The sequence below is a fragment of the Variovorax sp. J31P179 genome (genome assembly GCF_030316985.1).
GTDB lineage: Bacteria > Pseudomonadota > Gammaproteobacteria > Burkholderiales > Burkholderiaceae_C > Variovorax > Variovorax ginsengisoli_B.
Genome location: NZ_JASZYL010000018.1, coordinates 20,323 through 44,729, shown reverse-complemented (window position 1 = coordinate 44,729; position 24,407 = coordinate 20,323). Strand labels below are relative to the sequence as shown.

Sequence of the window (24,407 nt, the reverse complement as noted above, 5' to 3'; positions counted from 1 at the left end):
ACACCCCCCCGAGGCGCACGACCCGATCTAGGCAGTGTCAAGCACCGTCATGAACTCCGTCAGATTCAGTGGCTTCAGCAAGTGATAGTCGAACCCCGCCGCTGCGATGCGCTCCTTGTACCCTTGCTGGCCCCAGCCCGTCAGCGCGATCAGCATCATTTGGGCGCCCCCGGGCTCGGCGCGCAGATGGCGCGCCAGATCGCAGCCATCCATGCCCGGCATGCCGATGTCGAGCACGGCGATGTCGAACCGGTTCGAGCTAGCCAGTCGGAGCGCCTCCTCCCCGCCATACGCGACGAAGACAGTCGCCCCCAGCGATCGCAACAACTCGGCCAAGCTGTCGGCCGCATCGCGGTTGTCGTCGACGACGAGGATGACGCCGTCCAAGGTCGTGCCCCAAGCGTCCTGCGATGCGATTGCCGGAGGTGTGATCACAGGCACGCTCTTCGCCAGAGGAAGCCGGACGGTGAACTCGGCGCCCAGGCCCAGGCCCTTGCTTGCAGCCTCAACGCTGCCGCCGTGGAGTTCGACCAGGCTTTTGACCAGGGTCAGCCCGATGCCGAGACCGCCTTGCGCCGCCTTCGAAGTCCCGCTTACTTGCACGAACATGTCGAAGATCGACTTCAGCATGTCCGGCGACAGGCCGGCACCCGTGTCGCTCACCTCGACCACGGCCTGACGGTCCCGCTGGCCTGCGGAAAGCCGGATGTGGCCGCCCGAGGGCGTGTACTTCGCCGCGTTGTTGAGCAGGTTCGAGAAGACTTGTGTCAGGCGCACCGCGTCGCCACTGATCACGAGCGGCTCGGCGCCCATTTCGATGCTCAGCGTGTGACCAGCACGCTCGATCAGTGGCCGGCTCAGGTCGATCGCGTCGTCGATCACCGCGTCGAGCAGTACTGGCCGCATCTGCAGTTCAATCTTTCCGCGCGTGATGCGCGACACCTCCATCAGGTCGTTCACCAGGCGCACCATATGATCGACCTGGCGTCGCATCAGCTCGTAGTATTTCTCGGACTCCTCCGGCGAAGGCCTCCTGCGTGCGAGCAACGACAAGGCGGTACTCAAGGGCGCCAGCGGATTGCGCAGCTCGTGCGCCAGGGTTGCTAGAAACTCGGTCTTGCGCTGGTCGGCATCGCGCAACCCGCCCAGGAGGCCACGCAGTTCATACTGCCGGCGGCGCGAGCGCAAGGCGGTGCGTACCGCGCTCACGAGGGCGGCCACGCGCATCGGTCGCTCGATGACCGTCACGTTGGCAAATTCGTCCATCACGTCCGCGATCGCTCGCGAGTCCGCTCCCTGTCGCGCCAGCACGATCACTGGCAGGTCGGACCAGGGCCCTTGAGATGCTAGTGCGACTTTCAGTTCCGTCATGACCGGACCGGAGATCACCTCCTCGGCCAGCATCACGGCGCCGGCACCAGCCGAAAGCTCCGTGACCAGCTCGTCCATGTCGGTGCAGACATGCGGATCGAATTGCGCTCGTTCGAGCACGGCGCTCGCGATCAGGGCGTCCTTCGAGGTCGCCGTCCGCAGCAGGACGCGAAAGTCCAGCTTGGAAGGTGCATGACTCACGGTGCTGAACGGACACCGTCGATCGGAACCGGAATGCCCGTGAGAATGCCGCGAAAATTGCGTAGCGGTTCGCCGACGTTCACGCCGTTCGAGGTCAACGTGAAGGCCCGGATGGTGCGCTCATGGGCACCGCCACGCTTCTTCAGCACGGAGATGGCCTGCCTGACCTCGCCGTCGAGTTCGTAGTAGCGCAGCAGTACCACCGCGTCCGCGAGGTAACTCGCGTCGACGGGGGTCTGCATCTGCATACCGATCAGTCCGTGCTGCGCGCCGATCAGCATGGTCGCCACCCCGCGCTGGCCCAGATAGGTGAGCAGTTCATGAAGTTGGGCGATCAGGAAGCGCTCGTCCGGCATTGCGTTGAGGTAGCCATTCAGGCTGTCGATGATGACCACGGTCGCGTCGTGATGCTCCACCGCGTCGCGAATCTCGTGGACGAATTCGCCTGGCGACAGTCCTGCCGGGTCGATCTGGCGCACCCGGATGTGACCGGAATCGATGTGCGCGGTGAGGTCCATCCCCATGCCCTCGCAGCGCGTGCGCAAGGTGTTGATGCTCTCGTCGAAGATGAAAAGGGCGGCGCACTCACCGCGCTGGGCGGCCGCAATGGCGAATTGCACTGCCACGCTCGACTTGCCCGTGCCCGGTGCGCCCACGAACAGCGTGCTGGTGCCTTTCTCCAGTCCGCCACCCAGCAGTTGGTCCAATGCGGGCAGGTCGCTGGGAATGCGCGTCTGCGTCAATGGCGACACATGCTCGGCCGCAACCAGCCGGGGAAAGACCTGCAATCCCCCGCGCACGATCTTGTAGTCATGGAACCCGCCGCGGAATTGCTTCCCGCGGTACTTGCTGATCACGATCCGCCGCCGCGACGCGCCGTAGTCGGGGTTCAGCTGCTCCAGCCGGATGACTGCATGGGCAATGCTCTGGACCTGGAGGTCCTGGTCCGCGGCGGTCAGGTCGTCCAGCAGCAGCACCGTGCACATGCGGCCCGTGAAGAACTGCTTGAGGGCAAGAATCTGACGGCGGTAGCGCAAGGAGCTGCCTGCCAGCAGGCGCAACTCGGACAGCGAGTCAAACACGACCCTGGACGGCTTGATGATGTCGACATCGGCGAGGATGCGCAACGTCGTTTCGCTCAGTTCAACTTCCGAGGGGTGGAACATCGTGTGCTGCTCGTCGGGTTCCAGGGCATCCTGCGCGGGAAGCATCTCCCGGACTTCCACGCCACGCAGGTCCCAGCCATGGGATTGCGCGACCCCCTCCAACTCGGACTTGGTTTCCGACAGCGTGACGTACAAGACCGACTCTCCACGCGCGGCGCCCTCGCGCAGGAACTGGACCGCGACGGTAGTCTTGCCCGCGCCGGGAGTCCCCTCTAGCAGGTAGAGGCGATGTGGCGTGAGTCCTCCGCCCAGGATGTCGTCGAGGCCGGGAACACCCATCTGCAACAGGGCCAGCTGGTCCACATGGGCGACCTCGGGGAAAACGCTTGTGTTCATTCCTTCTCCTGCAACGGGGCGAAGCACCTGGGGCGGATCCCGCGAGTTGGAAACGAGCACGAATGGTGCAAGCACAACAGCTGATCACGGGTCGGCCGGTTGCCCATGGGGCTGTAGGCATGCGCCGCGTCGGGAAGTGACGTGCAAGGTCAGAGGGTTGGATCGGCTCGGCCCGTCTGTTGCACCGCGTGTTTCCATTGCAAGCCGCTTGCCCGGCTCGCAGATTCGCGGCACCCTATGCGCATGGCGACGCCGATCACCATCAGCATTCCACATCAGCTCGGCCGTGCTGAGGCGCGTCGCCGCATCGATGCCGGGTTCGCGAAGATCATCAGGCTGTTGCCCGGCAGCAGCGGAACCCCCAGCGAGCGCTGGGACGGGGACCGGCTCATCTTCAGCGTCGCAGCGATGGGTCAGTCAGTCTCCGGAGTCATCCACGTGCTTGATGCTGAGGTCGCCATGGAGATTCAGATGCCGGGTGTCCTCGGCATGATCGCGCGGGGTGTCGAGGGAAGGCTGCAGAAAATGGGGCAGTTGCTGCTGAAAAAGTAGCGCAGCGTGTCTCCGGCTTCCTCGCCGCCATCCGTGGATCTGCCGCGGATTCCGGCATAGCCGCAACAGGCCCGTGGGAGTTCGCTGACGCTGCCCATGCTTGTGGCGTGCGACTCGAGGGGCAACTTGCCGCCAGGGCCAGTGTGGCCGGCGCGAAAGCCGGCGACCACGTCGAGAGAGCCAGAGCTACCGCCGGGCGCCCGCGTCAACTACAGCGGCGACGATGCTGAGAACTGCGCCGAGCAGCCCGGCGTAGAAAGCCCTCACTGCCTGGCCCCGTCGTCCCCTGCGGCTTCCTCGGTTTGCGCCGCATCGGTCCCGATGTCCGGTGTCCCAGGGAAACCAGACTTCTTGTTCGCCTCGCGGCCCATTCGGCTCCCCTCGGTCGGTGGATCCTGCCCAATGGCGCGGCTCTGCTGGATGTTTTGGCCGGAGTTGGCTCCGCGGTCGCCGAGCCTGGCTTCATGATCGTCGGTGGGCGGCACGGCTGTCGGGGGTTTGATTTCAGTCATGGCGAACTTGTATGGATGCCTCCCGGCGATAGGTAGTTACCCGCGTCGTGTCGTGAAGAAGTCGGCTGCTGCCTTGTATCCGGCCTGTTGTGTGGGTGCTGAGTTGCCCCGTTTGCCCACTGGCCCCGATGTAATCCGCTGACGAGCGCCTCATCTCCTTGGCGGACTGTTGAAGTCCTGTTCGCCACTCAGGTTTGGCTCGTCTCGGTCTGACCTGTTTCACATCACGTCGTGTGTTGCTGCCCCAATCGCCTTCAAAGGCTCACATACCCTTTCTGTTCAGGCTGGTTGATATTCAGCTACGGTGTTCAGGCGCGCACTTGCGGCCTGCTACTCACGTAGCCCCGTTGGTAGTCCTGCTGCCTGGCCGTGACAGCCCAGATCGTCCTGGCCATCTTGGCTGCCTGCGCCACGATCACGACATTGGCCGGGCGTCTGGCCTGGAGTTGCTCCAGCCACACCCCCGGTTCCTTGGTATGCGTGAGTACCGAGCGCGCCCCGTGGATGAGCAAGGTGCGCAGGTAAGTGTCACCCCGCTTGGAGATGCCCGATAGCTTGACCTTGCCGCCAGTGCCGCGCTGGCTCGGCACCAGGCCCAGCCAAGCGCAGAACTCGCGGGCCGACTTGAAGGCCGTGGCTTCACCCATCGTGGCAACCGCGGCCGTGGCCGTCATCAGCCCGACCCCGGGGATAGCGGCTACGCGCTTCATGTCCGCATCGGCGCGCAGGCGCTGCGCTAGCCGCACTTCGATGGCCTTGATGTCCTCGGCAATCTTCTTGATCCGATGCGCCTGCTCGCGCAGGCTGTCGGCCACGTACTGGGGGATGTCGTTGACCAGCGATTCCAAGGTCGCCTCGATCTCAGAGAACAGCGCACCCCTGCCCCGCGCGAAGATCGCGCCAAACTCGTAGAGCAGGCCCCGCAGCGCGTTGGTCTGCATGACCTTCATCCTCATGAGCAGTTCGCGCTGACGGTGCAAGACCAGCGTGGCCTGCTGCTCCAACGTCTTCATGCCTACGAACTTCCTGCCCGGCTGCTGCACGGCCAGCCAGATGGCTCGGGCGTCAGTGGCGTCGGTTTTGTTGCCGGCCACGAAGGGGCGCACGGCCTTGGCATGAATCAGCCGCACGCTGTGGCCCAGCCCCGTCAACTGGCGCGCCCAGTGGTGCGCCCCGCCGCAGGCCTCGATGCCGATCAGGCAGGGCGGGCGATTGATGAAGTGCTCGAGCACCTTGGCACGCTTGAGTTGGACGCTGACGATCTCGCCCGAGTCCATGTCCACGGTGTGAAGCTGGAACACGCTCTTGGCGACGTCCAGGCCAACGACCTGCCGGCCGTCGATCAAGCCGATGATTTGTCCTGCACCTTGTGCTGCACTACGATTCATCTTGGACCCCCGATGGTGTTTGTGAAGACCTCGGTCTATCACGCATGGGCACTTCGATGCCGTATCCATTCGGGGGTCCACCTTGCCCGCCCGGCAAGGGGAGCTCCCAGAACAGTCAAGCTACTCATCTGCGTGCTCCTGCTCTTCTTTCCCCGTAGGGAGGGAGGCATCCATTACATCTCCTTGTTCAGAACGATAGGGTGGCCGTGCCGCAGTTCGCTGTCGATCGTCGTTCGCCCACTTGAACGTAGGCGAGCGTCGGTTTCTACGGCGCGGGCCATGACGAGAGGCGCATGCGCCGGCAAGGGACAACAGCAATGCACTTCAAAATCTTCCGACGGCAACGGGCTGAACCTGCCGGGGCTCCCGCCGATCAGGCGACAGCGGCTTCGAGCGAATCGATCCGGCCCGGGTCTGCGGCGGGCGCCACCTGGTGCCTGCTGGCCAGGCGATCTTCGGATTTCACAACGGAGAGAACCATGGCAGACGACACCAACAACCGCGGGGCGCAGGATCGCGGCCGTATCAACGTGAACGAGGATCATGAGATCCGGTATTGGACCAGGCACTGGGTGTGACGGAGGCGCAACTGCGCGAGGCGGTGGCGGCTGTCGGGGTCCGTGCCGACGCCGTTCGGCAACATCTGGGCAAGCCGCAGAAGTAGGCGGCCCGGCAGGGCGTTTCAGCCGACCGTGGACTTGCCCCTATCGCGCTGAAGTCTGTTTGCAGTCGACGGCCGAACCCCTGCAGTCGTCCTGACGTGATCGTGCCGAAGGATCGAGGCCGGGCTTCGCTCGATCGCCCGGACGTCGGTCCGCCGGGGGGCGCTCGACCAGGCCCGGATCGATGTGACGCGGGGCAGGCTCCGCCATCTTGGAGTCGCCCGACGTCGTAGGCCTCACGACCATCTCCGGGTCGGCGCCCGATCGCTGGCTTTCCGACTCTGGACGTACGGAGGGCGTGGGAACCGGCTGCGCGGCCACGAGACTGATCGACAACGCCATTGCCGCTCCGCCAAGCAGGATGCAGGCGCGTTGCTGGGTGACCATCTCGAATGCACCACTGAACATGCGAAATCGCTCCTTTCCACCTGACACTCCCTCGCGTGCCCTGTCTTCTGAAAAACACGACGCTGGCGACGTCAGTTCCTCATGCGGATGCGCGTAGGCCGCGTCTGGCGGCCCTTGGTGAGAGGCGCGGCGTCGGCCGCGCCCAGTCGCCTTCGGTCAACGCGCCCGGCGGGTGAAGAGCACGAGCGCTGCGGACAGCACGGCGCCTCCGATGGCCGCCATCTTGACAGCGCGGACCGGGTTTTCATGGATGTATTCGGCAGCGCTCGACTTGGTGGTCTCGAACTGCGTCCTGACGGCCTGCAACTTGCGGCCGGCCGCGTCAACTGCATCGTTGGCGTAGGCTTTCGTCGCATTGACAGCTTGCGCCCCGGCGCGCTGGACCTGCTCGGCGGCCTTCGCCACGGACTGGCGGGTTTGGCCTGCCACCTCGGAAACGGCCTCCTTGACGGCCTGTCCTGCCTCGGCCGCCGATGGCTTGAAGCCGGCGGCCTCGGTTGATGCAGAAGCTGTGACGCCGCTCGTGGCGCTCGGGGTTTCCGAGAAGCTCGCTTCGTCGCTCATGAAGACCTCCAAAAACTGCTCTGGTGGTCAGTGCATCTTGGGTGTTTCCGGAGCCGACCATGTCTGAACGCATCCCTCTTGCTGTAGGTCCGGACCCGCGCCTTCGACTTCTCGACACCAGCACCCCGCTGTTCGTGATGCTGGCGACGGCCTATGCCGAACGCACGGGCGACATGGACTTCATCGCCATCATCTGGGAGGCACTGCTCGCGGCGATGGAATGGATCGAGGGCAATGCCCGGCGCCACGACGGGTTCGTGAGCTATGCGCGGGGCGAACTGACCGGCTTGGCCAACCAGGGCTGGAAGGGCAGGACCATCGCGCTGGTGGAAGTGCAAGGCTACGCGTTCGCCGCGCTCGAGTGAAGCCGTGGGATCTCTCGTGGGCGTCAGACCTGATGCGCTGGCCGTTGGCCCCGCTTGTCACCCAGGCAGGACGCCCGATCCGCGGTGAGATAGAAAATCTTGACGGGTGGAAGGAACGGAGAAATCCATGATTTCCAGTTCGATCGGTGCTTCGGGTCGGCGCCTTTGCAGTTCCATCGCAGCCTTTTCTATGGCCTCGAAGTTGGCCTCGCAGGTCTTGAGCAGGCTGTCCGGTCCATCGCGCGCGCCGAACACATCGCGCAGGGCGTCTTCTGAAATCTCCGCGAGGATTCGAGGGCCTTCAAGGCCTTCTGGGTATATGGCAAAGCGAACTGCAGCCCGATCGAAACAGTAAATAGCCTCGCATGGTGTCGCCATCGGATGACTCCTTGATCTTTGCCCAATCCACCTTGTCGTGGGCGGGACGGAACAGAAGCAGGAGAAACGGGAGGGTTCTTGTCAGCATTCGCCTGCGCAGGTGCGATCTCCTTTCAAGACGATCCGTCGCCGCTCAGAACTACCCAGACGGTGCGCACAAGAATCTTGGCGTCGAGAGTCAACGACCATTGCGTTACATAGCGGACGTCCAGCGCGACACGGTCGGCGTAGGGCAGGTGATTGCGGCCGCTGACCTGCCAGAGGCCGGTAATGCCGGGCCGTATCTGGCAATAGTGGGCCCAGCTGCTGCCGTACAGGCTGCGCTGGCGAACCAGGCACGGGCGGGGACCGACCAGGCTCATATCGCCCCTCAGCACGTTGTAGAACTGCGGCAGCTCGTCGAGGCTCAGCCGGCGGATCACGCGACCGACCGGCGTGACACGGGGATCGTCGTCGAGCTTCTGGAACCGCTCCCAACGATCGCGCGCGACGGCGTCATGCGCCAGGTGATACGCGAGGATGTCGTCCGACCCCGTCACCATCGAGCGGAACTTGTAGCAGCGGAAGGGTCGACCGCCCTGGCCCAGGCGCGTCTGCCAATAGTGCACCGGGCCGCCCATGCCGATGAACACGGCCGCGGCGATCAGCAGGTAGAGCGGGCCGAGGAGCACGAAGAAGGCCAGCGCTCCCACGATGTCCACCGAGCGCTTGAGCGCTCGCTGGCGAGGCGTGAGGCCGCAGGGTGCGGAGGGCGCCTTCGGATGCAGGTGGATCGGATACCACCAGCCGGGCACGTCGTGCAGCATGTCGGGGCATGCCTCATGAAGTTCGACACGTACGCTGTTGAAGCCGAGTCCGTCCAGCGAGGTCACGCTGACGGCATGCCGCGAGAATCTCTCTGCGCATGCGAAGGTCAAGGTGACGGACCGGAGCCCGGTAACCCGGACCATGAACAGCATGAGACCCGCGGAGAACTCGGCCTTCGACTTCACGGGGGCTTCGAACATCGCCACGATGCCCTCTCCGGCGGGGCGCTCGCCGAAGCGCCAGTCCGCGTTGTAGGTCTCCAGCGCCTCGGCGGCGACGAGTTCCCGCCCTCTGGCGCTCAAGGCGTCGATGGTCTCGACCACCCTTTCGGAGAAGGCCAGCACGCTGTCGACGGGTTGACCGTCCGGACTGATCGACACGCCGACGACGCCGTCCACGGATTCGATCCGTCCCTGAAAGACGCCCGAGGCACGACGCAGCCGGCCCATCGACGGATGGACGGCCGACTGGCGTTCGCGCCTGGACGTTCTCCTCTTCCCGATCGGTACAGACATCGACCTATTCCTCGCCGTCAAGATTCGTGTTGTGACCGCCTGTCGCACCCTGGAGCAGACTGTCACTGGCTCGTGACGGTCCACGTGGCTTCAGTAGCCGCCTTCCGGGGGAACGCCGACGTTCCGGTCCAGCGCGACGTACTCGACCTCACTTGCGGCGAGTTCATCTCTGGCCGCTTCCAAGGGGTTTCGGTGCCCGTCCGTCTCGAGACTGCGAAGGGCACGACGGGCGATGTCGTCCGGGCTGGCGTCGGAGATTCGCTGGAACTCATGCGAAAAGGCGAGCAGCCACGCTTCTTCCGGCGTGGGCGTTCGTGGATCCCACAAGGCGTCTTCCGGACCGGGCTTGGGCGCCTGGGCGCCCTTGTTTGCGGCGCCGGCGGCCGACGTGCGAACGGAAGCCGCGAAGGTCCAGGCTTCCCGCTGCGCCGGGTCGAGGCCGGCCGCGGGCTCCGGTCGCTCCTGTCTTTGGCTGGCGCCGATGGCTTCCAGATCCGCCGAAGTGAAGGCGCCCGCCGACTTGCCGCGGCCGGCCAGGGCCACATCGAGGGCAAAGGCCCAGTGAGAGGGGACCCGGGGATCCTTGGACAGCATCCGGGAGGCCAACTTGGCGGCCTTCGGACTCAACTGCTGGATCTTCCCGTAGCATTCGCTCCAGCGCATCGTGAGAGTTCTCCGCTGGCCGTGGAGCAATTGATGTGCCCGATGGCGTCCCCCCGAGATCGCTGCGAGGAGAGACGTACGGCGGCAACTTTTGCGGCAAGTATTGCCCGTGGAGGATTGCTCAGGACGGCGTCGTGGGTCCATCACCGAAATAGCGAGCGTGGCGGGCAGGACTCGGATCCGGTTCCGGACGGCCCGCTTGACGGACGGGAAGCTGGCGTCGGAGCGCTTCGAAGGCGAACTCGACAGCGCCGCGTACCAGCGGATGGCGGCCGAGGCCCAGGCCGAGTTCGTCGAGCAAATGCGCGCGCTGATTGATGCAGCCCATTCGCTGGCTGTGGCCATCGTCCAGCCAATGACGTTGCCGTTGCCGGCGGGCTCGTGGCTGAAGGAGTCGACCAGTGTTTCCCGCCGTGGTCGGCGCGAGCCTGGGGGTTGGTGCCGAGTACGGGCGCGGTGCACTGCGCGTGGCCGGGCGCACCGAGGCTACTACAGCACCACCGCAGGATCGCCGGGCTTCCAGGCGGGCGCCTGCAACTCTCAAGAGGAAAGTCCGAGGCATCCTCGCGTGCTTGAAGAACGGCAACTACACCACGGACATTGTCGATGCGATGCTGCTGTATGCACGAGCATTGGACGAGTGGAACCAGAACACTGCGTTCACGATGCTTTGGTCCGCGGTTGAACGCCTCGCATCGCCAGGGCGTGGTGACTACGACGTGTGCTTCGTCGTTGTGCGTTCCTCTGGGAGGAGCCAGAGTACATGGCACGAGCGCTCGAGCGCCTGCGCGAATATCGAAACGGGTACATGCACACCGGTACAGAGATGGCAGCTCCAATTTCTTCAAATCGCTTGGCGAAGCGAATCAGTTCGTAGATCTTCCGACGTCCCTCGCTCACCGAAAGAAGATGCGAGCCCACTTGTCTGAACTTCCGTTCCTGGCCGACGACGGTAGTGCGCGAGCATTGGCCCAACTTCCGATCCCATGAAGGGTTGTGCGACACCTGCCCTTAAGTCGCGGTCGCTCTACCGCAGCGCGGATGCCGGGCAGATGTCTCACAACCCTTCATGGTTGCCACCAATCGAAATGCTGCGCCGAACGACGGCGACCGTCCAACAATCTGACGTTGGCGAATGACCGCACATGGCTGGCCGGCACCGCTGAAACCGGATGCAAAGCGCTTCGCGGTCGCCGTTGCAACGCCGGCGCTCAGTTCAGTTCAGGCGGAGTGCACCCGAAATGTGCGGCGGAAAGACGAACGGTTGTCTCGCCGGGTCGAGGTGAGTGTCGTCGAGGCAGCCAGCGATGGTGCCGGGAGAAAATTGATTTCGCACCGATAGTGCGAATTGCGCCACGCCTGCGCCGCAGCCGATGTCTTGATCGACTGTGCCTGGCCACCGAACGAAGCCTCCCTCGACCCGGCCGAACTGCACGTTGTTGTCGCGATCGAGCCAGTACCAGCGTCCGCCGACCACTGTGACGCCGCTGCCACCGATACCGGCAACGCCAATGCGGTCGATCTTCGCGGTCCAGCTACCGCCGTTGCCGTTCGTGGTCCAGGGACAAGTGGCAGGGTTCGGGACACCCCCGTCCTTGGCAAGGTCGTCGACACCGGCGAAGGTCACGCCCTTGGTCAGCAGGCCGCCGGCCACATCGGTGCCGCGCGAGACCTCGAAGCCTGAAAGACAAGTGTTGAGCGTCCCCTGGCCGAACGCGATGCTGCCGCCGCTCAAAGCGAGGACACCAGCCAGGACCGCGCTGCGGCAAACGCTCTCATTGCCAACGAGTTCGGCGGTCATGATGTCACCTCCGCTCGGTCGGCATGACGCCATACTTTCCTGCATTCAGCAACTCGCGAAGGCTCAAATTGGCCTTCCTCTTCGGTGAGGCTCATCAAACCAACGTAGGTGATCATTTCATCTCCTTCGGGTTCTCATGAGCGGCCGATGCGATCTGCCTCGAACCGACGCGGCCGCCTGACGTCGTTCAAGCTTGCTGACAGCTGTCGTGATGCTACGCGCTCCCGACGCAATTTCAAGGTGAGGCTTCCTCCGCTCCGGCGGCGTCTCGTACGCCGGTGACGTTCCGCTCGTGGCCGACTACGGAGGAAGCCGGCCGGATTCAACGGGTATGCGAGTTCGCTGATCTTGTTGCACTGATCGTCCATCTTGCCGAGGCCCGATGCAGCGATCTCGTCGAGCGTCCAAGTTCGGTGAAGGGGCAGGGCGAAGTCTTCTATCGCAAGAGCATTTGCTGATGACTTCGCGAATACCTCGGCCCGCCCTCGGGCAGCGCAGTGCCGGCGCCAACATCCTGGAGCCAACTGGCCGGTAGGTCCCGTTGACGAGGTCCAGGCTCGAACGCGTGCTTGCCTTCGCATTACCATCAGTTCTTGAAGCACCCTCCGCAGGGTCAAAATGCATCAAGAAGGCAACGAATGACAGTGCTGCTTACGAGCGAAGACGTTGAACGGTTAGCCAGGGCTCATGGGGCGGCGCAGGCTTGTGGTGACTGCAATGCCTTCGCGTCCAAGGGTTGGGAAGCTTTTCCATCGACCGTGTCCGACGAGGCTCTCGTCATGCTCGGCTCGACCTGGGACCCGGAACACACCGAGCCGACGGTTGAAGAGTTTCGTGGAGCCAGCTCTTCCCTGTGGTCTCCTGAAGCGCCGATCGCATTGCAGTTTCACCCTTACAACCGATGCGAGCTTTGGCAATGCCGAAGCTGCAAGAAACCGTACCTACGGTACACCGAGTACGGTGGGTACTACGTGGAGAAGCGCATTCGCGAGTTGCGCCCCGAGTTGATCACGCACGTGCAACCGTAGGCACTGGACTTCGACACGGCCTGGCGGCATCCGTGGCCCGCTCATGCGAAGCCAGAAGCGCCGCACCACCTCAGTCCGCCTGCCGGGGCGCCTTCACATACTCGCTTCTGTGCTGCATGAATCGATGGTGGGACATGCGCAGATGCAACTGCATCACCTGACGTGCGAGCTCCCCGTCCTTGGCCGCTACAGCCAACGTCAGGTCTTGGTGGTGGTGAAGGCTCTGCTCCAGTTCAGCGGACGTGTAGAGGTAGAACGATCTCACGACGATTGGCATGTCGATGATGGTGTCGAGCATGGAACGCAACCGTGAAGAGCCTGCTGCATCAAGCAGCGCTCGATGGAACTTGCGATTCGCCTCCTGCACGCCTTCTGTTCCCGCGTTGCCTCCCATGCGAATGGCGGTTTCCATCTCAAGATTGCTGGCCTGGAGGCGCGCCAGCAGGTCCGCGCCGCCTCGCGTCGCCGCGAGGTAGGAAGCGTAAGGCTCCAAGAGCATGCGGAGCTGAAACGTTTCCTCGACATCCCATTCAGTCCACTTGGCCACGTGGATGCCTTGACCGACTGCATCCGTCGCAAGTCCTTCCTCCACCAGTCGCTTGAGCGCCGTTCGGACAGGCGTACGGCTCAAGCCCAGTTCACGCGCAATCGGCTCCTCTTTCAGCTGGAAGCCTGGGTTGTAGTGGCCGCCAACCAGGCGTTCCCTGAGCACTTCATAGGCGTTGTCGCTTCCGTTACGCATCAAATCTTCCGCCTTCGTTGGTGAGATTGTATTCACTTGCAATTTGAGCTCCATCGCAACGTACAAAATGAAAGCATTTATTTCCTTCACTCTCGCCATCGCTGCCTATCCGCGGAGGGAATACTGGTGTTTACCCTTGTTTAAGTTGCCTCGTTTGTATTTATTTTGTATTCTCGCCGCATGGAGCCACGTTCATGAGCACGCATATCGCCCTCGTCGGGCTGGGAGAGGTGGGGCGTTGCTACGCTGCGCCTCTGCACGCAGCGGCGTTCACGCTCAGCGCTTGCGAGATCCGCATGTCGCCTGCCGCCACGGCCTTGGCGAAGAACCTTCATGTGGTGGTGCACGAGAAGCCTGGCACCTGGCTCGCCGATGCAGATTGGGTGTTGTCGTGCGTCACAGGCGCCAGGCCGAGCCCACGCGCACGGCGTTGTCTACGTCGATACCGCCATCATGGGCGGGATCTCGCTGACAGGGGTGCCACGGGGTGGTCGGGGACGCCATCTCGCTCAAGTTCCTGCGCAGTGTTCTTACCAAGGGCATGGAAGCGTTGAGCGTCGAATTGCTCATGAGCGCCGAAAAGCAGGGTGTGCGCGAGGAGCTGTACGCCCAGCTGAGCGACATCGACAAGATCCCCTTGCGGTCCGTCATCGACTCGATGGTCCGCACGCATGTGATCCATGCGCAGCGGCGCGCGCACGAGGTGCAAGACGCGCAAAGGGAACTGACGTCGCTGGGGCTGCGCTCCACCGTCTTGCCTGGTGTCGAAGAGCGCTTCCACAAGACCATCGAATCGCTCGCAGCCCATCCGCTCCCAGTAGCCGAGCCCAGCGTCGAGCAGGCCCTCGACTGGCTGCTGTCTACCCACACCGATTCACCCCCCTTTGCGGCCTGAAGCCGCTTTCTTTCTATCTCAGGAGACACACATGCGCACTCTGATGCGAATCTCGACCGCCGCCCTGCTCTGCATCGGTGCTGCCAGTGCCGTCGCGCAAAGCTATCCAGAACGGCCCATCCGGATGGTTGTCCCATTCCCAGCTGGCGGGGGCACGGACAGCCTTTCACGCCTGCTGGCGACGGCACTGACAAGCAAGCTGAACTGGGTCATCACCGTCGACAACAAGCCTGGCGCTGGCGGCAACCTGGCTCTGGACACGGTGGCCAAGGCGAAGCCGGACGGCTACACACTCGTCATGGCCCAGACAGATAACGTCGTGCTGAACCCGCTTCTCTACAGCAAGATGACGTACGACCCGGTCAAGGACTTGGAGGCGGTGTCCTCCGTCGCCAGCGGTGCGGTAGTGCTCGTCGTGCGGGCCGATTCTCCCTACAAGACACTCGCCGACGTCGTCGCTGCGGCCAAGTCGAAGCCCGGTAGCTTGACGGTGGCGACACCCGGCACCGGTACCATCGCGCACTTGGTCACCCAACTGTGGCAGAACGCTTCCGGCGTCAAGTTCACCCATGTGCCCTACCGCGGTATGTCCCAGGCCCTGCCCGACCTCATTGGTGGCCAGGTCGACATCTACATGGGTTCCATCCCCACGCTCCTGAGCCAAATCGAGGGCGGCAAGGTCCGTCCCATCGCCGTGACGGCAGCTAAACGCTCGCCCGTGCTTCCCAATGTGCCGACGTTCACCGAAACCGGAATTCGGGGCGTGGAGCTCGCGAGCGTCTGGGGCGTGATGGCGCCGGCCGGTACCCCCAAGCCGATCATCGAGAAATGGAACGTCGCAATCAACGAATTGCTGAAGCAGCCCGACGTGCGCCAGAAGATTCTTGCGACGGGCGCGGAACTGCACGGTGGCACACCCCAATCCATGACCGACCTTTACAAGGCCGATCGCGAGCGCTTGGCCCCCGTGGTCAAGGCGGCAGAAATCAAACTCGATTGAACATCGACGCAACCGGACGCTCATCATGAACAACGGACTTCGTATCCTTCAAAGACGCCGTGCTGTCAGCCTCGACCTGGCTCGCCAATTCCTCGACGTACCCGTCGCCAATGTCAGTGACTGCATGTCGCGAATGACCGCGGGCGGAGCTCGCCTGCGTCCGATGCACGCGGGGGGCCGCATGGCCGGTCCAGCGCTGACGATCAAGACCCGGCCAGGTGACAACCTGATGATTCACAAGGCGCTGCAGCTCGCCAAACCAGGCGACGTCATCGTCGTTGATGCCGGCGGCGATCTGACGAACGCCCTGGTGGGTGAAATCATGGTGGGCGACGCCATCAAGCAAGGTCTGGGCGGGTTCGTGATGAATGGCGCGATTCGGGACGCCGGTGCGCTGCGCGCCGGGTCCTTCCCCGTGTTTGCCGCCGGCGTGACGCATCGCGGACCCTACAAGGATGGCCCCGGCGAAATCAACGTTCCGATCGCCATCGATGGCATGGTCATCGAGCCGGGCGACCTTGTCATCGGCGACGAGGATGGACTGCTGTGCGTTCCGTTTGATGACGTCGAGCGGCTACTGGCGGCAGCGCGGCAGAAGCAGGTCATTGAAGACAAGATGGTCGCAGACATCGAGGCGGGATGCTTCGACCGGGCGTGGGTGGACGAGACCCTGGCTCGACTGAACTGCTTCATCGAAATGTGATTGCCTGACCGCAACTCGTTCCAGGCGCAGCCGGGGTCCCGCAAGCGATCCGCCCTATCCCCGGTGGTGTGCAAATCAACCAAGGAATTCATCATGTCGACCGAAGCGAAATCCAAGCGCGTGGTGCGCTTGAATCAGTGGATCAATCCCATCTTCGATGAGCGGCTCTCGCAGGAAGATGATGTGCAACTCACTGTCGCTCCTATGAGAGGGGACGATGCGTCGACCTGGGCGGCGCTGACGCACGCCCATGTCTACCAGATCTCCGCTGCCAAGGACGAATTGCCCAAGCAGTTCTGGGCTAAAGAAGAGTTGCTGTCACGGTGCCCCGACCTGCTGTGCGTCTCGGCAGGCGGAGCGGGCTACGACACCGTCGATGTCGACGCCTGTACGCGCGCGGGCGTGGCGGTCGTCTGCCAGATCGGCGGGAATTCCGCTGCGGTCGCGGAGATGGCCATCGGCCTCATGTTGGCCGTGTCGCGCCGCATTGTGGAGTCGGACCGCTTGCTGCGTTCGGCCACTCGGGGCTTTTCGCGCGAGTCGGTGATGGGCCACGACCTGGGCGGCAAGACGCTGGGGATCGTGGGCCTGGGATACGCCGGAACCAAGACGGCTGCGCTGGCCAAGGCATTCGGCATGCGCGTCCTGGCGTATGACCCGCTGCTTGCGGGGGCTGACTTCGAGGCGAGAGGGGCGGAAAGTGTCGACCTCGATACGCTGGTTCGCGAGGCGGACATCGTTTCCTTGCACTGTCCGCGTGACGCGTCCACCCTCAAGATGTTCAATGCCGACCGCTTCATGGCGATGAAGAAAGGCGCGCTCTTCGTCAGCACTGCCCGCGGCGGCGTGCACGACGAAGGCGCGCTGCATCAGGCCCTGCAGTCCGGCCATCTCGCCGGCGCGGGACTGGATGTCTGGGAGCAGGAGCCGCCCTCCAACGACAATCCCCTCCTTGCCTTGGACAATGTGGTCGCGACCTTTCACACGGCAGGCGTTTCCCACGAAGGCCGCGCCAACATCGCGGCCATGAGCGCGGAGCAGATCATTCAAGTGCTTGCTGGACACAGGGCACCGCGCCTGGTCAACCCGGAAGTATGGGAGCGCTTCGAGAAGCGGCGTGACGCGGTACTTGCAAGTGCGAACGAGCGGAGCATCGCATGAGCTTCACCGCGAAGCTCTCTGACATCGTCGGAGCGACCAACGTGTTGACTGGCACCGAGGCGGCGCCATTCCTGACCGACTGGCGCAACCGGTTCACAGGCCAAGCCATCGCGGTGGTGCGGCCGGGAACCACCCAACAGGTGGCCGATGTAGTCCGGGCGTGTGCCGACCATGGAGTTCCCCTGGTTCCGCAAGGTGGCAACACAGGTCTGTGCGGCGGAGCCACACCCGACGACTCGGGACGGGCAGTGGTAGTGCTGACGTCCAGGCTCAATCGTGTCCGAGCCGTCGACACGGTCAACGACACGATGACCGTGGAGGCAGGCTGCATTCTTCAGGCAGTCCAGGAACGCGCCGCCGCCGAAGGTCGCTTCTTTCCGCTCTCGCTCGGCGCGGAGGGAAGTTGCACCATGGGTGGCAACCTTGCGACCAATGCCGGCGGCACCGGCGTGCTCCGGTACGGCAACATGCGCGATCTGACACTGGGCCTGGAAGTGGTGGACGCAGATGGGCAAATTTGGGACGGGCTGCGCGGACTACGGAAAGACAACACCGGTTATGACCTGCGCGACCTGTATGTCGGTAGCGAGGGCACCCTTGGCATCATCACCGCCGCAACAATCAAACTGTTCCCCCAACCTGCAGCGCGTTGCACGGCCTTGCTTGCGCTCTCCAGCCCAGATCAGGCCGTCGCGCTGCTCGCCAGGGCCCGTTCCGGCTTCGCCGCATCGTTGACGGGGTTCGAACTGATGGCAGGGGTCTGTCTTCAAATGGTGACGCGCACCTATCCCGCCCAACGCCTGCCTTTTGAAGGCCCGTCGGCCGCCGCGCCCTGGTATGCCTTGCTCGAGATCTCGGACGCCGAAAGCGAAGCGCACGCACGTGAACGCTTTGAAGTCGTGCTCGGAGAAGCGATCGAAGCTGGAGAAGCCGACGATGCGGTGGTGGCCGAGAACATCGCGCAAAGCAAGGCGCTTTGGCACCTGCGAGAAAGCATCACCTTGGCTCAGGCAGAAGCTGGCAAGAGCATCAAGCACGATGTGTCGCTGCCGATCTCCCAGATACCGCGTTTCGTCCAGGAGACCGATACGCTACTACAGCTGCGCTTCCCCGGTCTGGTCAACATGACGTTCGGCCATCTGGGCGACGGCAATCTTCACTACAACGTCGGCACCTCGCCAGCGTTCGGGGATGCGGAAATGCTGGCGAACCAAGACGCAATCTACGTGCTGGTGCACGATCGCGTGCACGCCCTCGGGGGCTCCATCAGCGCGGAGCATGGCGTCGGTCAACTGAAGGTCAAAGAGTTGGCGCGCTACAAGAGCGCTCAGGAACTCAAGATCATGTCGCTGCTCAAGCGTTCCCTGGATCCCCGGTGCATCTTGAATCCGGGCAAGGTTTTGCCCAGTTACTGGTGTTCGCCAAACGCCTGACGCGCGCTTGGCAAGTCGAAGGGCCATGACCTCCGGGTAGCTTGCAGAAATAGCGAAGCCGGGCCAGCATTGGATTGCCGAGATTGATTGCGGCCCGGAGGACGCCCGTCGGGGCGAGGGCCTCGGCGTCATGCGCAGAGTAGAGCACCCCCAGGACCTCACTCCTGTGAGAGCCAATTGGAAGGGACGAAAACTTGACCCTCCATCAGGCGGCGCGCGCTGCGGCTCATGAGGGCCTTGGTCACTGTCCATGTCCCTTCCTGCTCTGCGGCTTCGGCTCCCACTAGCAGGGTGCCCGAGGGATGGCCGAACCGAATTTCGCCGTGGCGGCCGCCACCGAGAACGCGCGAGACCAAGGTGCCAGGAATTGCCGCGGCAACAGCAATCGCAACGGCTCCGGTGCCGGTCATGGCGTGGTGGAGCTTCCCCATCGAGAAGATACGGGCGCACAAGTCCATGTCGTCAGAGCTGATGGCCTTGCCGCTGGATGCCGTGTACCCAGTCGGTTGTGCGACGAAGGAAATCTTGGGCGTGTGCGGACGCTTTTCGGTTGCCTCTGCCGCGGTCGCCGCAAGGCCCATGGCAACGGTCGCATTGGCCCGGATGGCCTCGGCTTTCGCTAAAAGACCCACGTCCGTGTTGATGCGAGGCTGCAGTTCCGAACCGCTGAGGCCGAGGGTGACAGCATCCACAAAGATGGTCGGGTTGCCCGCATTGATGAGCGTTGCCTCGACGACCCCCACTCCCGGCACATCCACCTTGTCAATCATGTTCCCGGTGGGAAACATCGCGCCGCCTTCGCTGTCTTCATCTGCTCCGGGGTCCAGGAACTCCAGCTTGATTTCAGCTGCAGGGAAGGCCACGCCGTCGAGTTCGAAATCGCCAGTCTCCTGAACTTGTCCATCGCGCACAGGAACGTACGCGATGATTTTCCTCTGAATGTTTGCCTGCCAGATGCGAACCACGGCGACGCCGTTCTCGGATACGGCAACCATCCCGCGTTCAATGGCGAAGGGGCCGACGGCCGAAGAGAGATTGCCGCAGTTTCCGCTCCAATCAACGACTGGCGACTCGATGGCGACGGCGCCGAACAGGTAGTCAACGTCACAACCGTCACGTGTGCTCGGACCGACGATGACCACCTTGCTTGTGCTGGAAGTGGCACCCCCCATGCCATCAATTTGTTTTTCGTACGGGTCCGGGCTTCCCGTGACGCGCAGCATCAGCGCGTCGCGAGCGGCGCCAGGCTGACGGGCGGCCTCCGGCAGGTCTTCTAACGCGAAGAAGATACCCTTGCTCGTACCGCCGCGCATGCAGGTCGCGCGGATGCCAATTTGCTTGCTCATGTAGTTCCTTTCGATGGATGGAGGAAGGCGATGCACACGGGACTGCCCGTGGGAGCCAGCTGTTCAACTTGGGATAGGCCTGCGACAAGGACGATGGAGTCCGCGTCTTCGTTTGCGACACAGAGAGAGTCGGTGCCCGGTAGGGATGCAATGAAGCGGGGCACGGCGCCATGAACGCGCGTCCAGGTCGGACCACTCAGTGTCCCGTCCACGGGGTCGACGTGGTAGCGCACCACACTCCCGTGTCCGCGATTGCTGACGAACAGGTGGTGCTCGTCGTTGGCCAGCACGATGCCTGCGCCAGTGCTCTCGCCAATGAAGGAGTCGGGGACTGATGGCGTGCGCTGCAAAGGCTCGAGCCGGCCCGTCGCAGCGTCGAATCGAGTCGTGAGAACCTGGCTCGACAGCTCCAGCACAACCCACGCTATGGCACCGTCCGGACGAAACACCAAATGCCGAGGGCCGCTGCCGGGCGCCACATCCAGTGTTGCTACGAGTCGCAGCGCGCCGGTTGCCTCGTCGAGCGCCAAAGTGTGGACGGCGTCGGCGCCTTTGTCCGGCACCAGAAGCCATCGGCCTGTTGGATTCACGACGATTTGATGGGGATGCGCACCCTGTTGTTGGGTCTTGTGAGGTCCAGCCTTGGCCGGGAGCTCGAATAGATGAGCCCTTTGCCCAAGTGAGCCGTCCTCCTGCACCGGGAGGCTCACGACGCTGCCAGTGGCGTAGTTGGCGACCAAGACCCAGCGCTCGCTGGCGCTCAGCGCTAGATGCACGGGATTCGTACCGCCCGTCGCTTGGGTACCAAGCCCGAACAGGCGGCCATCGCCGTCAATTTTGAAGCTGCTGACCTCGCTTCCGTCGCCGTGCACGCAATGCAGCGCACTGCGGGCCTCGTCGACGAGCAGATAAGAGGGGTTGTCGCCGGCCGGAACGGTCCACCGATGAGTCCATTTCCCGGCGCTCGACACGTCGAAGACCTCCAGTCCCCGCCCACGCGCGCGGCGCAAAGCGGTCGTTCGGCATCCGACGTACGCCCGAAGGGCGACATCGGATTGCTCGAGATGATGGAATGTCTCCATGGTTTGACCCTTCGTTAGATTGCATTATATGATTAGTTTCGACAATCAAGCAATTCATCGATGCCTTCCCGCTCACCTCTTTGGAGACAAACCCATGAGCCATCTCTCTCGACGCGCGCTGCTGCAAGCGGGCGCAGTTGCCCTTCCCCTGAGCTTTGCCGGTCGTAGCTTTTCGCAAGACAAGTTCCCCAGCAAACCGGTCACGCTCATCGTTCCCCAGCCCGCCGGCGGAGATGCAGACGTCGTCTGCCGAAGCATCCAGACCAAGATGCAGGAGGTCCTGGGTCGGTCGGTCATCATTGACAACCGCGCAGGGGCCGGCGGAAACATCGGAACCGCGCTGGGTGGCAAGGCAGCCCCGGACGGCTACACGGTCACCTTCGTGAACCAGGGCACCATGGCCCTCAATCCGAGCCTGTACCCGAACCCTGGCTACAAGGTCGACTGCTTTGCCCCGGTGACCTGGCTGACTTCCATCGACTTGGTCATCGTCGCGCATCCCTCCGTTCCGGCGAAAAACCTGAGGGAATTCCTGGAGTTGGCCAAGAGGGAGCCGGGCAAATACACGTACGGCACGGCAGGCAATGGCAGTGCCAATCACTTGGCTGGCGAGATGCTCAAGTCGATGGCCAAGGTGGACATCACCCATGTGCCCTACAAAGGCGGAGCCCCGGCCATCGTCGCTTTGCTGGGCGGCGAAATCAGTACTGTCGTCGCCTTCCCGCTGGCTGCGCTCCCCCACGTGAAGGCCGGCAAGCTGAAGGCCCTTGCCGTAACCGGCAAGAAGCGTTCGAAGGCTTTGCCGGACGTTCCGACCGTGGCCGAAAGCGGCGTGAGCGGCTACGAGTTCTCGTCCTGGATGGGGCTGACTGTTCCCAAGGGCACGCCGGACGCCGCCATCCAGAAAATCCATGCGGCCGCTTCAGCCGCCCTGAAGGAGAAGGACGTTGCCGAGAAGCTGTCGGCCGGGATGACCGAGCCGGTCGGAGCAGGGCCGAAGGAATTTGGCGAGCTGATGCAGCGGGAAAGCGACCGCTGGTCCAAGCTCATCAAGCAATACGGGATGAAGATTGATTGACGCGAGCAAGTCCGTTGGGGAGGCCGGCGGCTGGCCTAGACTACGCGGCATGTCCTCGGCGAATGAAGCGGCTTCGGCCCCGGAATTGACCTCCCTGCAGCAGCGTGTTGCCAGGGAAATCGTGGCGCTGGTGCGTCGAGACAACCGCGCCGCCGGGGACCATCTGCCCGAAATTCAGCTGGCGCAGCACATCGGCACCTCGCGGTCCCCCATTCAAGCTGCGCTGAGACACCTGGCCCAACTCGGCGTCCTCCAGCAGGATGCCAATCGCGGGTTTTTCCTCAGCGTCGACGCCAAGGACTGGGACGGCTCGGTGGCCAGCCTTTTGTCGACCGACGACCCTCTGTACCTGCGCATCGCAGACGACCGCCAGTCTGACCGTTTGCCCGACGAAGTGACCGAGGCCGACCTGATGCGTCGCTACGGCGTCGCCCGCAGCACCCTGCGCAAGGTCTTGTCCCGGATTTCCGAGGAGGGCTGGATTGAGCAGAGCATGGGCCACGGGTGGCGCTTCCTGTCGATGATTGATTCTCCGGATGCGTATGAGGAGAGCTACCTCTTCCGGCAATCCATCGAGCCCGGGGCCATCCTGGGACCGTCCTTCATGTTCGTTCCCGCGGAGCTCAAGCAGATTCGGCGTGAGCAACAGCGCATCGTGGACGGCGGCTTCCAGACGATGACGCCCATTGAGCTGTTCGAGGCGAACAGCCACTTCCACGAGACTATTGCGGAGTGGGGGCACAACCGGTTTGTCCTCCAGTCGATCCGGCGCATCAATCAGCTGCGTCGGCTGGTGGAGTACCGGCAGGCCTCCAAACGCACGCCTCGCCACACCCAGGCGTCTGAACATTTGGCCATCTTGGACGCCATCGAGCGCCAAGATTTCATGCAGGCCGCCAACCTGATGCGAGCCCACCTCAACGGCGCGCGCCGCGGCAAGCTGCTGGACCCCAGCGTCTTTTCCCAAGCGGCCTAGCGGCTGAAATTCCACTGAACCGTGGCCGTATGGCCTTGGGCGGCTCAGCTGCGTCCACTCGCCGCGCAGTCGCCCAACAACCCGTTACTCGGCCCGCGGGTTTACCCTTGTCTATGATTGTCTAAACTGATTAGAACATACAACTCAGGCGCTATCGATGATTTCGCCCAGGTTGCGCCAGACCCCACGCAAGCATTGAAGGAACATTCATGCAAATCAACGAGACAAAGAAGCAGCTTTTTGGTGCGATGCGACGCGCCCTGTTGGCGGCAACCCTGGTCGGTGCTGCCTGTGCCCCCGCATGGGCCGAGGCACCGTATCCAACCCGTCCTATCAAGCTCGTCGTGGCCTTCGCGCCGGGCGGTGGCTCCGACTTCATCGCGCGCCTGGTTGCAGTGAGACTTGGCGAAAAGCTGGGTCAACCTGTCATCGTCGAAAACCGCCCGGGCGCGGGTGGCAACCTGGGTGCGAGTACCGCGCTCAAATCGCCAGCGGACGGCTACACCCTGTTCCTGGCAGCCGCCAGTTACACCGTGAACCCTGCGCTCTACAAGCTCACGTTCGACCCGATCAAGGACATCACTCCCATCGCGCAGTTGGCTCGAGGCCCGTTCATCATTGCGGTGAACCCCGACGTGCCAGCAAAGAACCTCAAGGACCTGGTGGCCTTGGCCAAAAAGGAACCGACCAAGCTGAGCTATGCATCGGCCGGCACAGGCAGCATCGTCCACATCGCGACCGAGTACTTTCTCGATGTCACGGGTGCGCCAATGATGCATGTGCCATACAAGGGCACAGCGCCTGCACTGACCGACACCATCTCAGGTCAAACCCAGGTGGTTTTCGGCACCGTCGCATCCACCCTCCCATTCGCCAAGGCCGACAAGCTCCGGGCCTTGGCCGTGACGACGCCCAACCGCCTGGCTGCATTGCCCGACGTCCCGACGACCGCTGAGGCTGGCTTCCCCAACTACTCGGTGACGAACTGGCACGGAATCATTGGCCCCAAGGGGATTCCGCGGGACATCGTCGACAAACTCAACAAGGCCATCAACGAGTCCATCCACGCTTCGGAGATGACCAAGGGCATGTCCTCGGACGGCCTGACGCCTGCGGGCGGTACCCCGGCTGAGTTCGGCAAATTGCTCACAGACGAGACCGCGCGCTGGCAGGCGCTCGTTGCCAAGCGGGACATCAAGGTCGAATAACAAGCCGCTCACGGTGCGCTCGAGGCCTTGCGAGCTCGCCACGAGCTCTGCGCCGTCACCCAATCC

At 63.3% G+C, this 24,407-nt stretch carries 23 protein-coding genes and 1 pseudogene; 12 read left to right on the top strand and 12 right to left on the bottom strand.

Annotated elements, in window-relative coordinates; genetic code table 11:
- Positions 1–27 precede the first annotated feature (27 nt).
- A complete protein-coding gene (locus tag QTI17_RS30855; protein ID WP_286537651.1) occupies positions 28–1,572 on the bottom strand; it encodes a hybrid sensor histidine kinase/response regulator in 1,545 nt (514 codons plus the stop codon).
- Positions 1,569–3,074, bottom strand: coding sequence for an ATPase domain-containing protein (locus QTI17_RS30850; protein ID WP_286537650.1), 1,506 nt, complete (start codon positions 3,072–3,074; stop codon positions 1,569–1,571). Before QTI17_RS30850 ends, QTI17_RS30855 begins: the two co-directional genes overlap by 4 nt.
- A 243-nt stretch (positions 3,075–3,317) precedes the next feature.
- Here QTI17_RS30850 and QTI17_RS30845 point away from each other — a divergent pair, with 243 nt between their 5' ends.
- A complete protein-coding gene (locus QTI17_RS30845) occupies positions 3,318–3,626 on the top strand; it encodes a polyhydroxyalkanoic acid system family protein (RefSeq protein WP_286537649.1) in 309 nt (102 codons plus the stop codon).
- A gap of 263 nt (positions 3,627–3,889) precedes the next feature.
- On the opposite strand, the gene QTI17_RS30840 is transcribed toward QTI17_RS30845, so the two are convergent.
- Entirely contained in the window at positions 3,890–4,138 is a 249-nt protein-coding gene (locus QTI17_RS30840; protein WP_286537647.1) for a hypothetical protein, read from the bottom strand.
- 308 nt (positions 4,139–4,446) lie between these two features.
- A complete protein-coding gene (locus tag QTI17_RS30835) occupies positions 4,447–5,526 on the bottom strand; it encodes an IS110 family RNA-guided transposase (RefSeq protein WP_286537727.1) in 1,080 nt (359 codons plus the stop codon).
- Positions 5,527–5,819: 293 nt separating this feature from the next.
- Between QTI17_RS30835 and QTI17_RS35260 the strand changes: the two are divergent.
- Positions 5,820–6,190, top strand: a pseudogene (locus tag QTI17_RS35260) (DUF3606 domain-containing protein).
- Positions 6,191–6,752: 562 nt separating this feature from the next.
- Here the strand turns inward: QTI17_RS35260 and QTI17_RS30825 are convergent.
- Entirely contained in the window at positions 6,753–7,160 is a 408-nt protein-coding gene (locus QTI17_RS30825; protein ID WP_286537646.1) for a hypothetical protein, read from the bottom strand.
- Positions 7,161–7,219: 59 nt separating this feature from the next.
- Here QTI17_RS30825 and QTI17_RS30820 point away from each other — a divergent pair, with 59 nt between their 5' ends.
- Positions 7,220–7,525: a glucosidase family protein gene (locus tag QTI17_RS30820; RefSeq protein ID WP_286537644.1), complete on the top strand. Its 306-nt coding sequence runs from the start codon at positions 7,220–7,222 to the stop codon at positions 7,523–7,525.
- A 57-nt stretch (positions 7,526–7,582) separates the two neighbouring features.
- On the opposite strand, the gene QTI17_RS30815 is transcribed toward QTI17_RS30820, so the two are convergent.
- The 4 genes from QTI17_RS30815 to QTI17_RS30800 form a co-directional block, all read right to left on the bottom strand.
- Entirely contained in the window at positions 7,583–7,903 is a 321-nt protein-coding gene (locus QTI17_RS30815) for a hypothetical protein (RefSeq protein WP_286537642.1), read from the bottom strand.
- A 113-nt stretch (positions 7,904–8,016) separates the two neighbouring features.
- Positions 8,017–9,225 carry a sugar transferase gene (locus QTI17_RS30810; protein WP_286537640.1) on the bottom strand — a complete coding sequence of 403 codons (1,209 nt, stop codon included), beginning with the start codon at positions 9,223–9,225 and terminating at the stop codon, positions 8,017–8,019.
- Positions 9,226–9,315: 90 nt separating this feature from the next.
- The gene (locus tag QTI17_RS30805) at positions 9,316–9,888 is read right to left on the bottom strand and encodes a hypothetical protein (protein WP_286537639.1); all 573 of its coding nucleotides are present in this window, start codon (positions 9,886–9,888) and stop codon (positions 9,316–9,318) included.
- A gap of 1,216 nt (positions 9,889–11,104) precedes the next feature.
- Positions 11,105–11,689: a hypothetical protein gene (locus QTI17_RS30800; RefSeq protein WP_286537638.1), complete on the bottom strand. Its 585-nt coding sequence runs from the start codon at positions 11,687–11,689 to the stop codon at positions 11,105–11,107.
- A gap of 638 nt (positions 11,690–12,327) precedes the next feature.
- Between QTI17_RS30800 and QTI17_RS30795 the strand changes: the two genes are divergently transcribed.
- The gene (locus QTI17_RS30795) at positions 12,328–12,717 is read left to right on the top strand and encodes a hypothetical protein (protein ID WP_286537636.1); all 390 of its coding nucleotides are present in this window, start codon (positions 12,328–12,330) and stop codon (positions 12,715–12,717) included.
- A 70-nt stretch (positions 12,718–12,787) separates the two neighbouring features.
- Here QTI17_RS30795 and QTI17_RS30790 read toward each other — a convergent pair whose 3' ends face one another.
- Positions 12,788–13,459: a GntR family transcriptional regulator gene (locus tag QTI17_RS30790; protein ID WP_286537725.1), complete on the bottom strand. Its 672-nt coding sequence runs from the start codon at positions 13,457–13,459 to the stop codon at positions 12,788–12,790.
- A gap of 487 nt (positions 13,460–13,946) precedes the next feature.
- Here QTI17_RS30790 and QTI17_RS35145 point away from each other — a divergent pair, with 487 nt between their 5' ends.
- The 5 genes from QTI17_RS35145 to QTI17_RS30765 all read left to right on the top strand — a co-directional run bounded on the left by QTI17_RS35145 (position 13,947) and on the right by QTI17_RS30765 (position 18,651).
- On the top strand, positions 13,947–14,354 hold the full coding sequence (locus tag QTI17_RS35145) for a DUF1932 domain-containing protein (protein WP_353506746.1): 408 nt from the start codon (positions 13,947–13,949) through the stop codon (positions 14,352–14,354).
- A 31-nt stretch (positions 14,355–14,385) separates the two neighbouring features.
- Positions 14,386–15,354 carry a Bug family tripartite tricarboxylate transporter substrate binding protein gene (locus QTI17_RS30780; RefSeq protein ID WP_286537634.1) on the top strand — a complete coding sequence of 323 codons (969 nt, stop codon included), beginning with the start codon at positions 14,386–14,388 and terminating at the stop codon, positions 15,352–15,354.
- A 25-nt stretch (positions 15,355–15,379) separates the two neighbouring features.
- Entirely contained in the window at positions 15,380–16,057 is a 678-nt protein-coding gene (locus tag QTI17_RS30775) for an RraA family protein (protein ID WP_286537632.1), read from the top strand.
- 93 nt (positions 16,058–16,150) lie between these two features.
- Positions 16,151–17,218, top strand: a complete 1,068-nt coding sequence (locus QTI17_RS30770) for a hydroxyacid dehydrogenase (RefSeq protein ID WP_286537631.1) — start codon at positions 16,151–16,153, stop codon at positions 17,216–17,218.
- Complete coding sequence (locus QTI17_RS30765; protein WP_286537629.1) at positions 17,215–18,651, top strand: FAD-binding oxidoreductase; 1,437 nt, start codon at positions 17,215–17,217, stop codon at positions 18,649–18,651. The genes QTI17_RS30770 and QTI17_RS30765 overlap by 4 nt, the downstream gene beginning before the upstream one ends.
- Before the next feature lie 158 nt (positions 18,652–18,809).
- Here QTI17_RS30765 and prpF read toward each other — a convergent pair whose 3' ends face one another.
- Together prpF and QTI17_RS30755 are read right to left on the bottom strand one after the other, a co-directional pair.
- A complete protein-coding gene (prpF, locus tag QTI17_RS30760; protein ID WP_286537628.1) occupies positions 18,810–19,997 on the bottom strand; it encodes a 2-methylaconitate cis-trans isomerase PrpF in 1,188 nt (395 codons plus the stop codon).
- Complete coding sequence (locus tag QTI17_RS30755; protein ID WP_286537627.1) at positions 19,994–21,079, bottom strand: lactonase family protein; 1,086 nt, start codon at positions 21,077–21,079, stop codon at positions 19,994–19,996. Before QTI17_RS30755 ends, prpF begins: the two co-directional genes overlap by 4 nt.
- 94 nt (positions 21,080–21,173) lie before the next feature.
- Here QTI17_RS30755 and QTI17_RS30750 point away from each other — a divergent pair, with 94 nt between their 5' ends.
- From QTI17_RS30750 to QTI17_RS30740, 3 genes are all read left to right on the top strand, one after another.
- The gene (locus QTI17_RS30750; protein ID WP_286537625.1) at positions 21,174–22,157 is read left to right on the top strand and encodes a Bug family tripartite tricarboxylate transporter substrate binding protein; all 984 of its coding nucleotides are present in this window, start codon (positions 21,174–21,176) and stop codon (positions 22,155–22,157) included.
- 49 nt (positions 22,158–22,206) lie between these two features.
- Positions 22,207–23,133: a GntR family transcriptional regulator gene (locus QTI17_RS30745; protein WP_286537622.1), complete on the top strand. Its 927-nt coding sequence runs from the start codon at positions 22,207–22,209 to the stop codon at positions 23,131–23,133.
- 209 nt (positions 23,134–23,342) lie between these two features.
- Complete coding sequence (locus tag QTI17_RS30740) at positions 23,343–24,341, top strand: tripartite tricarboxylate transporter substrate binding protein (RefSeq protein WP_286537620.1); 999 nt, start codon at positions 23,343–23,345, stop codon at positions 24,339–24,341.
- Positions 24,342–24,407 lie beyond the last annotated feature (66 nt).

Coding starts and splice junctions, on each gene's coding strand:
- QTI17_RS30850 (WP_286537650.1), bottom strand. CDS start 3,074: ATGAACACAAGCGTTTTCCCCGAGGTCGCCCATGTGGACCAGCTGGCC.
- QTI17_RS30845 (WP_286537649.1), top strand. CDS start 3,318: ATGGCGACGCCGATCACCATCAGCATTCCACATCAGCTCGGCCGTGCT.
- QTI17_RS30840 (WP_286537647.1), bottom strand. CDS start 4,138: ATGACTGAAATCAAACCCCCGACAGCCGTGCCGCCCACCGACGATCAT.
- QTI17_RS30835 (WP_286537727.1), bottom strand. CDS start 5,526: ATGAATCGTAGTGCAGCACAAGGTGCAGGACAAATCATCGGCTTGATC.
- QTI17_RS30825 (WP_286537646.1), bottom strand. CDS start 7,160: ATGAGCGACGAAGCGAGCTTCTCGGAAACCCCGAGCGCCACGAGCGGC.
- QTI17_RS30820 (WP_286537644.1), top strand. CDS start 7,220: ATGTCTGAACGCATCCCTCTTGCTGTAGGTCCGGACCCGCGCCTTCGA.
- QTI17_RS30815 (WP_286537642.1), bottom strand. CDS start 7,903: ATGGCGACACCATGCGAGGCTATTTACTGTTTCGATCGGGCTGCAGTT.
- QTI17_RS30810 (WP_286537640.1), bottom strand. CDS start 9,225: ATGTCTGTACCGATCGGGAAGAGGAGAACGTCCAGGCGCGAACGCCAG.
- QTI17_RS30805 (WP_286537639.1), bottom strand. CDS start 9,888: ATGCGCTGGAGCGAATGCTACGGGAAGATCCAGCAGTTGAGTCCGAAG.
- QTI17_RS30800 (WP_286537638.1), bottom strand. CDS start 11,689: ATGACCGCCGAACTCGTTGGCAATGAGAGCGTTTGCCGCAGCGCGGTC.
- QTI17_RS30795 (WP_286537636.1), top strand. CDS start 12,328: ATGACAGTGCTGCTTACGAGCGAAGACGTTGAACGGTTAGCCAGGGCT.
- QTI17_RS30790 (WP_286537725.1), bottom strand. CDS start 13,459: ATGCGTAACGGAAGCGACAACGCCTATGAAGTGCTCAGGGAACGCCTG.
- QTI17_RS30780 (WP_286537634.1), top strand. CDS start 14,386: ATGCGCACTCTGATGCGAATCTCGACCGCCGCCCTGCTCTGCATCGGT.
- QTI17_RS30775 (WP_286537632.1), top strand. CDS start 15,380: ATGAACAACGGACTTCGTATCCTTCAAAGACGCCGTGCTGTCAGCCTC.
- QTI17_RS30770 (WP_286537631.1), top strand. CDS start 16,151: ATGTCGACCGAAGCGAAATCCAAGCGCGTGGTGCGCTTGAATCAGTGG.
- QTI17_RS30765 (WP_286537629.1), top strand. CDS start 17,215: ATGAGCTTCACCGCGAAGCTCTCTGACATCGTCGGAGCGACCAACGTG.
- prpF (WP_286537628.1), bottom strand. CDS start 19,997: ATGAGCAAGCAAATTGGCATCCGCGCGACCTGCATGCGCGGCGGTACG.
- QTI17_RS30755 (WP_286537627.1), bottom strand. CDS start 21,079: ATGGAGACATTCCATCATCTCGAGCAATCCGATGTCGCCCTTCGGGCG.
- QTI17_RS30750 (WP_286537625.1), top strand. CDS start 21,174: ATGAGCCATCTCTCTCGACGCGCGCTGCTGCAAGCGGGCGCAGTTGCC.
- QTI17_RS30745 (WP_286537622.1), top strand. CDS start 22,207: ATGTCCTCGGCGAATGAAGCGGCTTCGGCCCCGGAATTGACCTCCCTG.
- QTI17_RS30740 (WP_286537620.1), top strand. CDS start 23,343: ATGCAAATCAACGAGACAAAGAAGCAGCTTTTTGGTGCGATGCGACGC.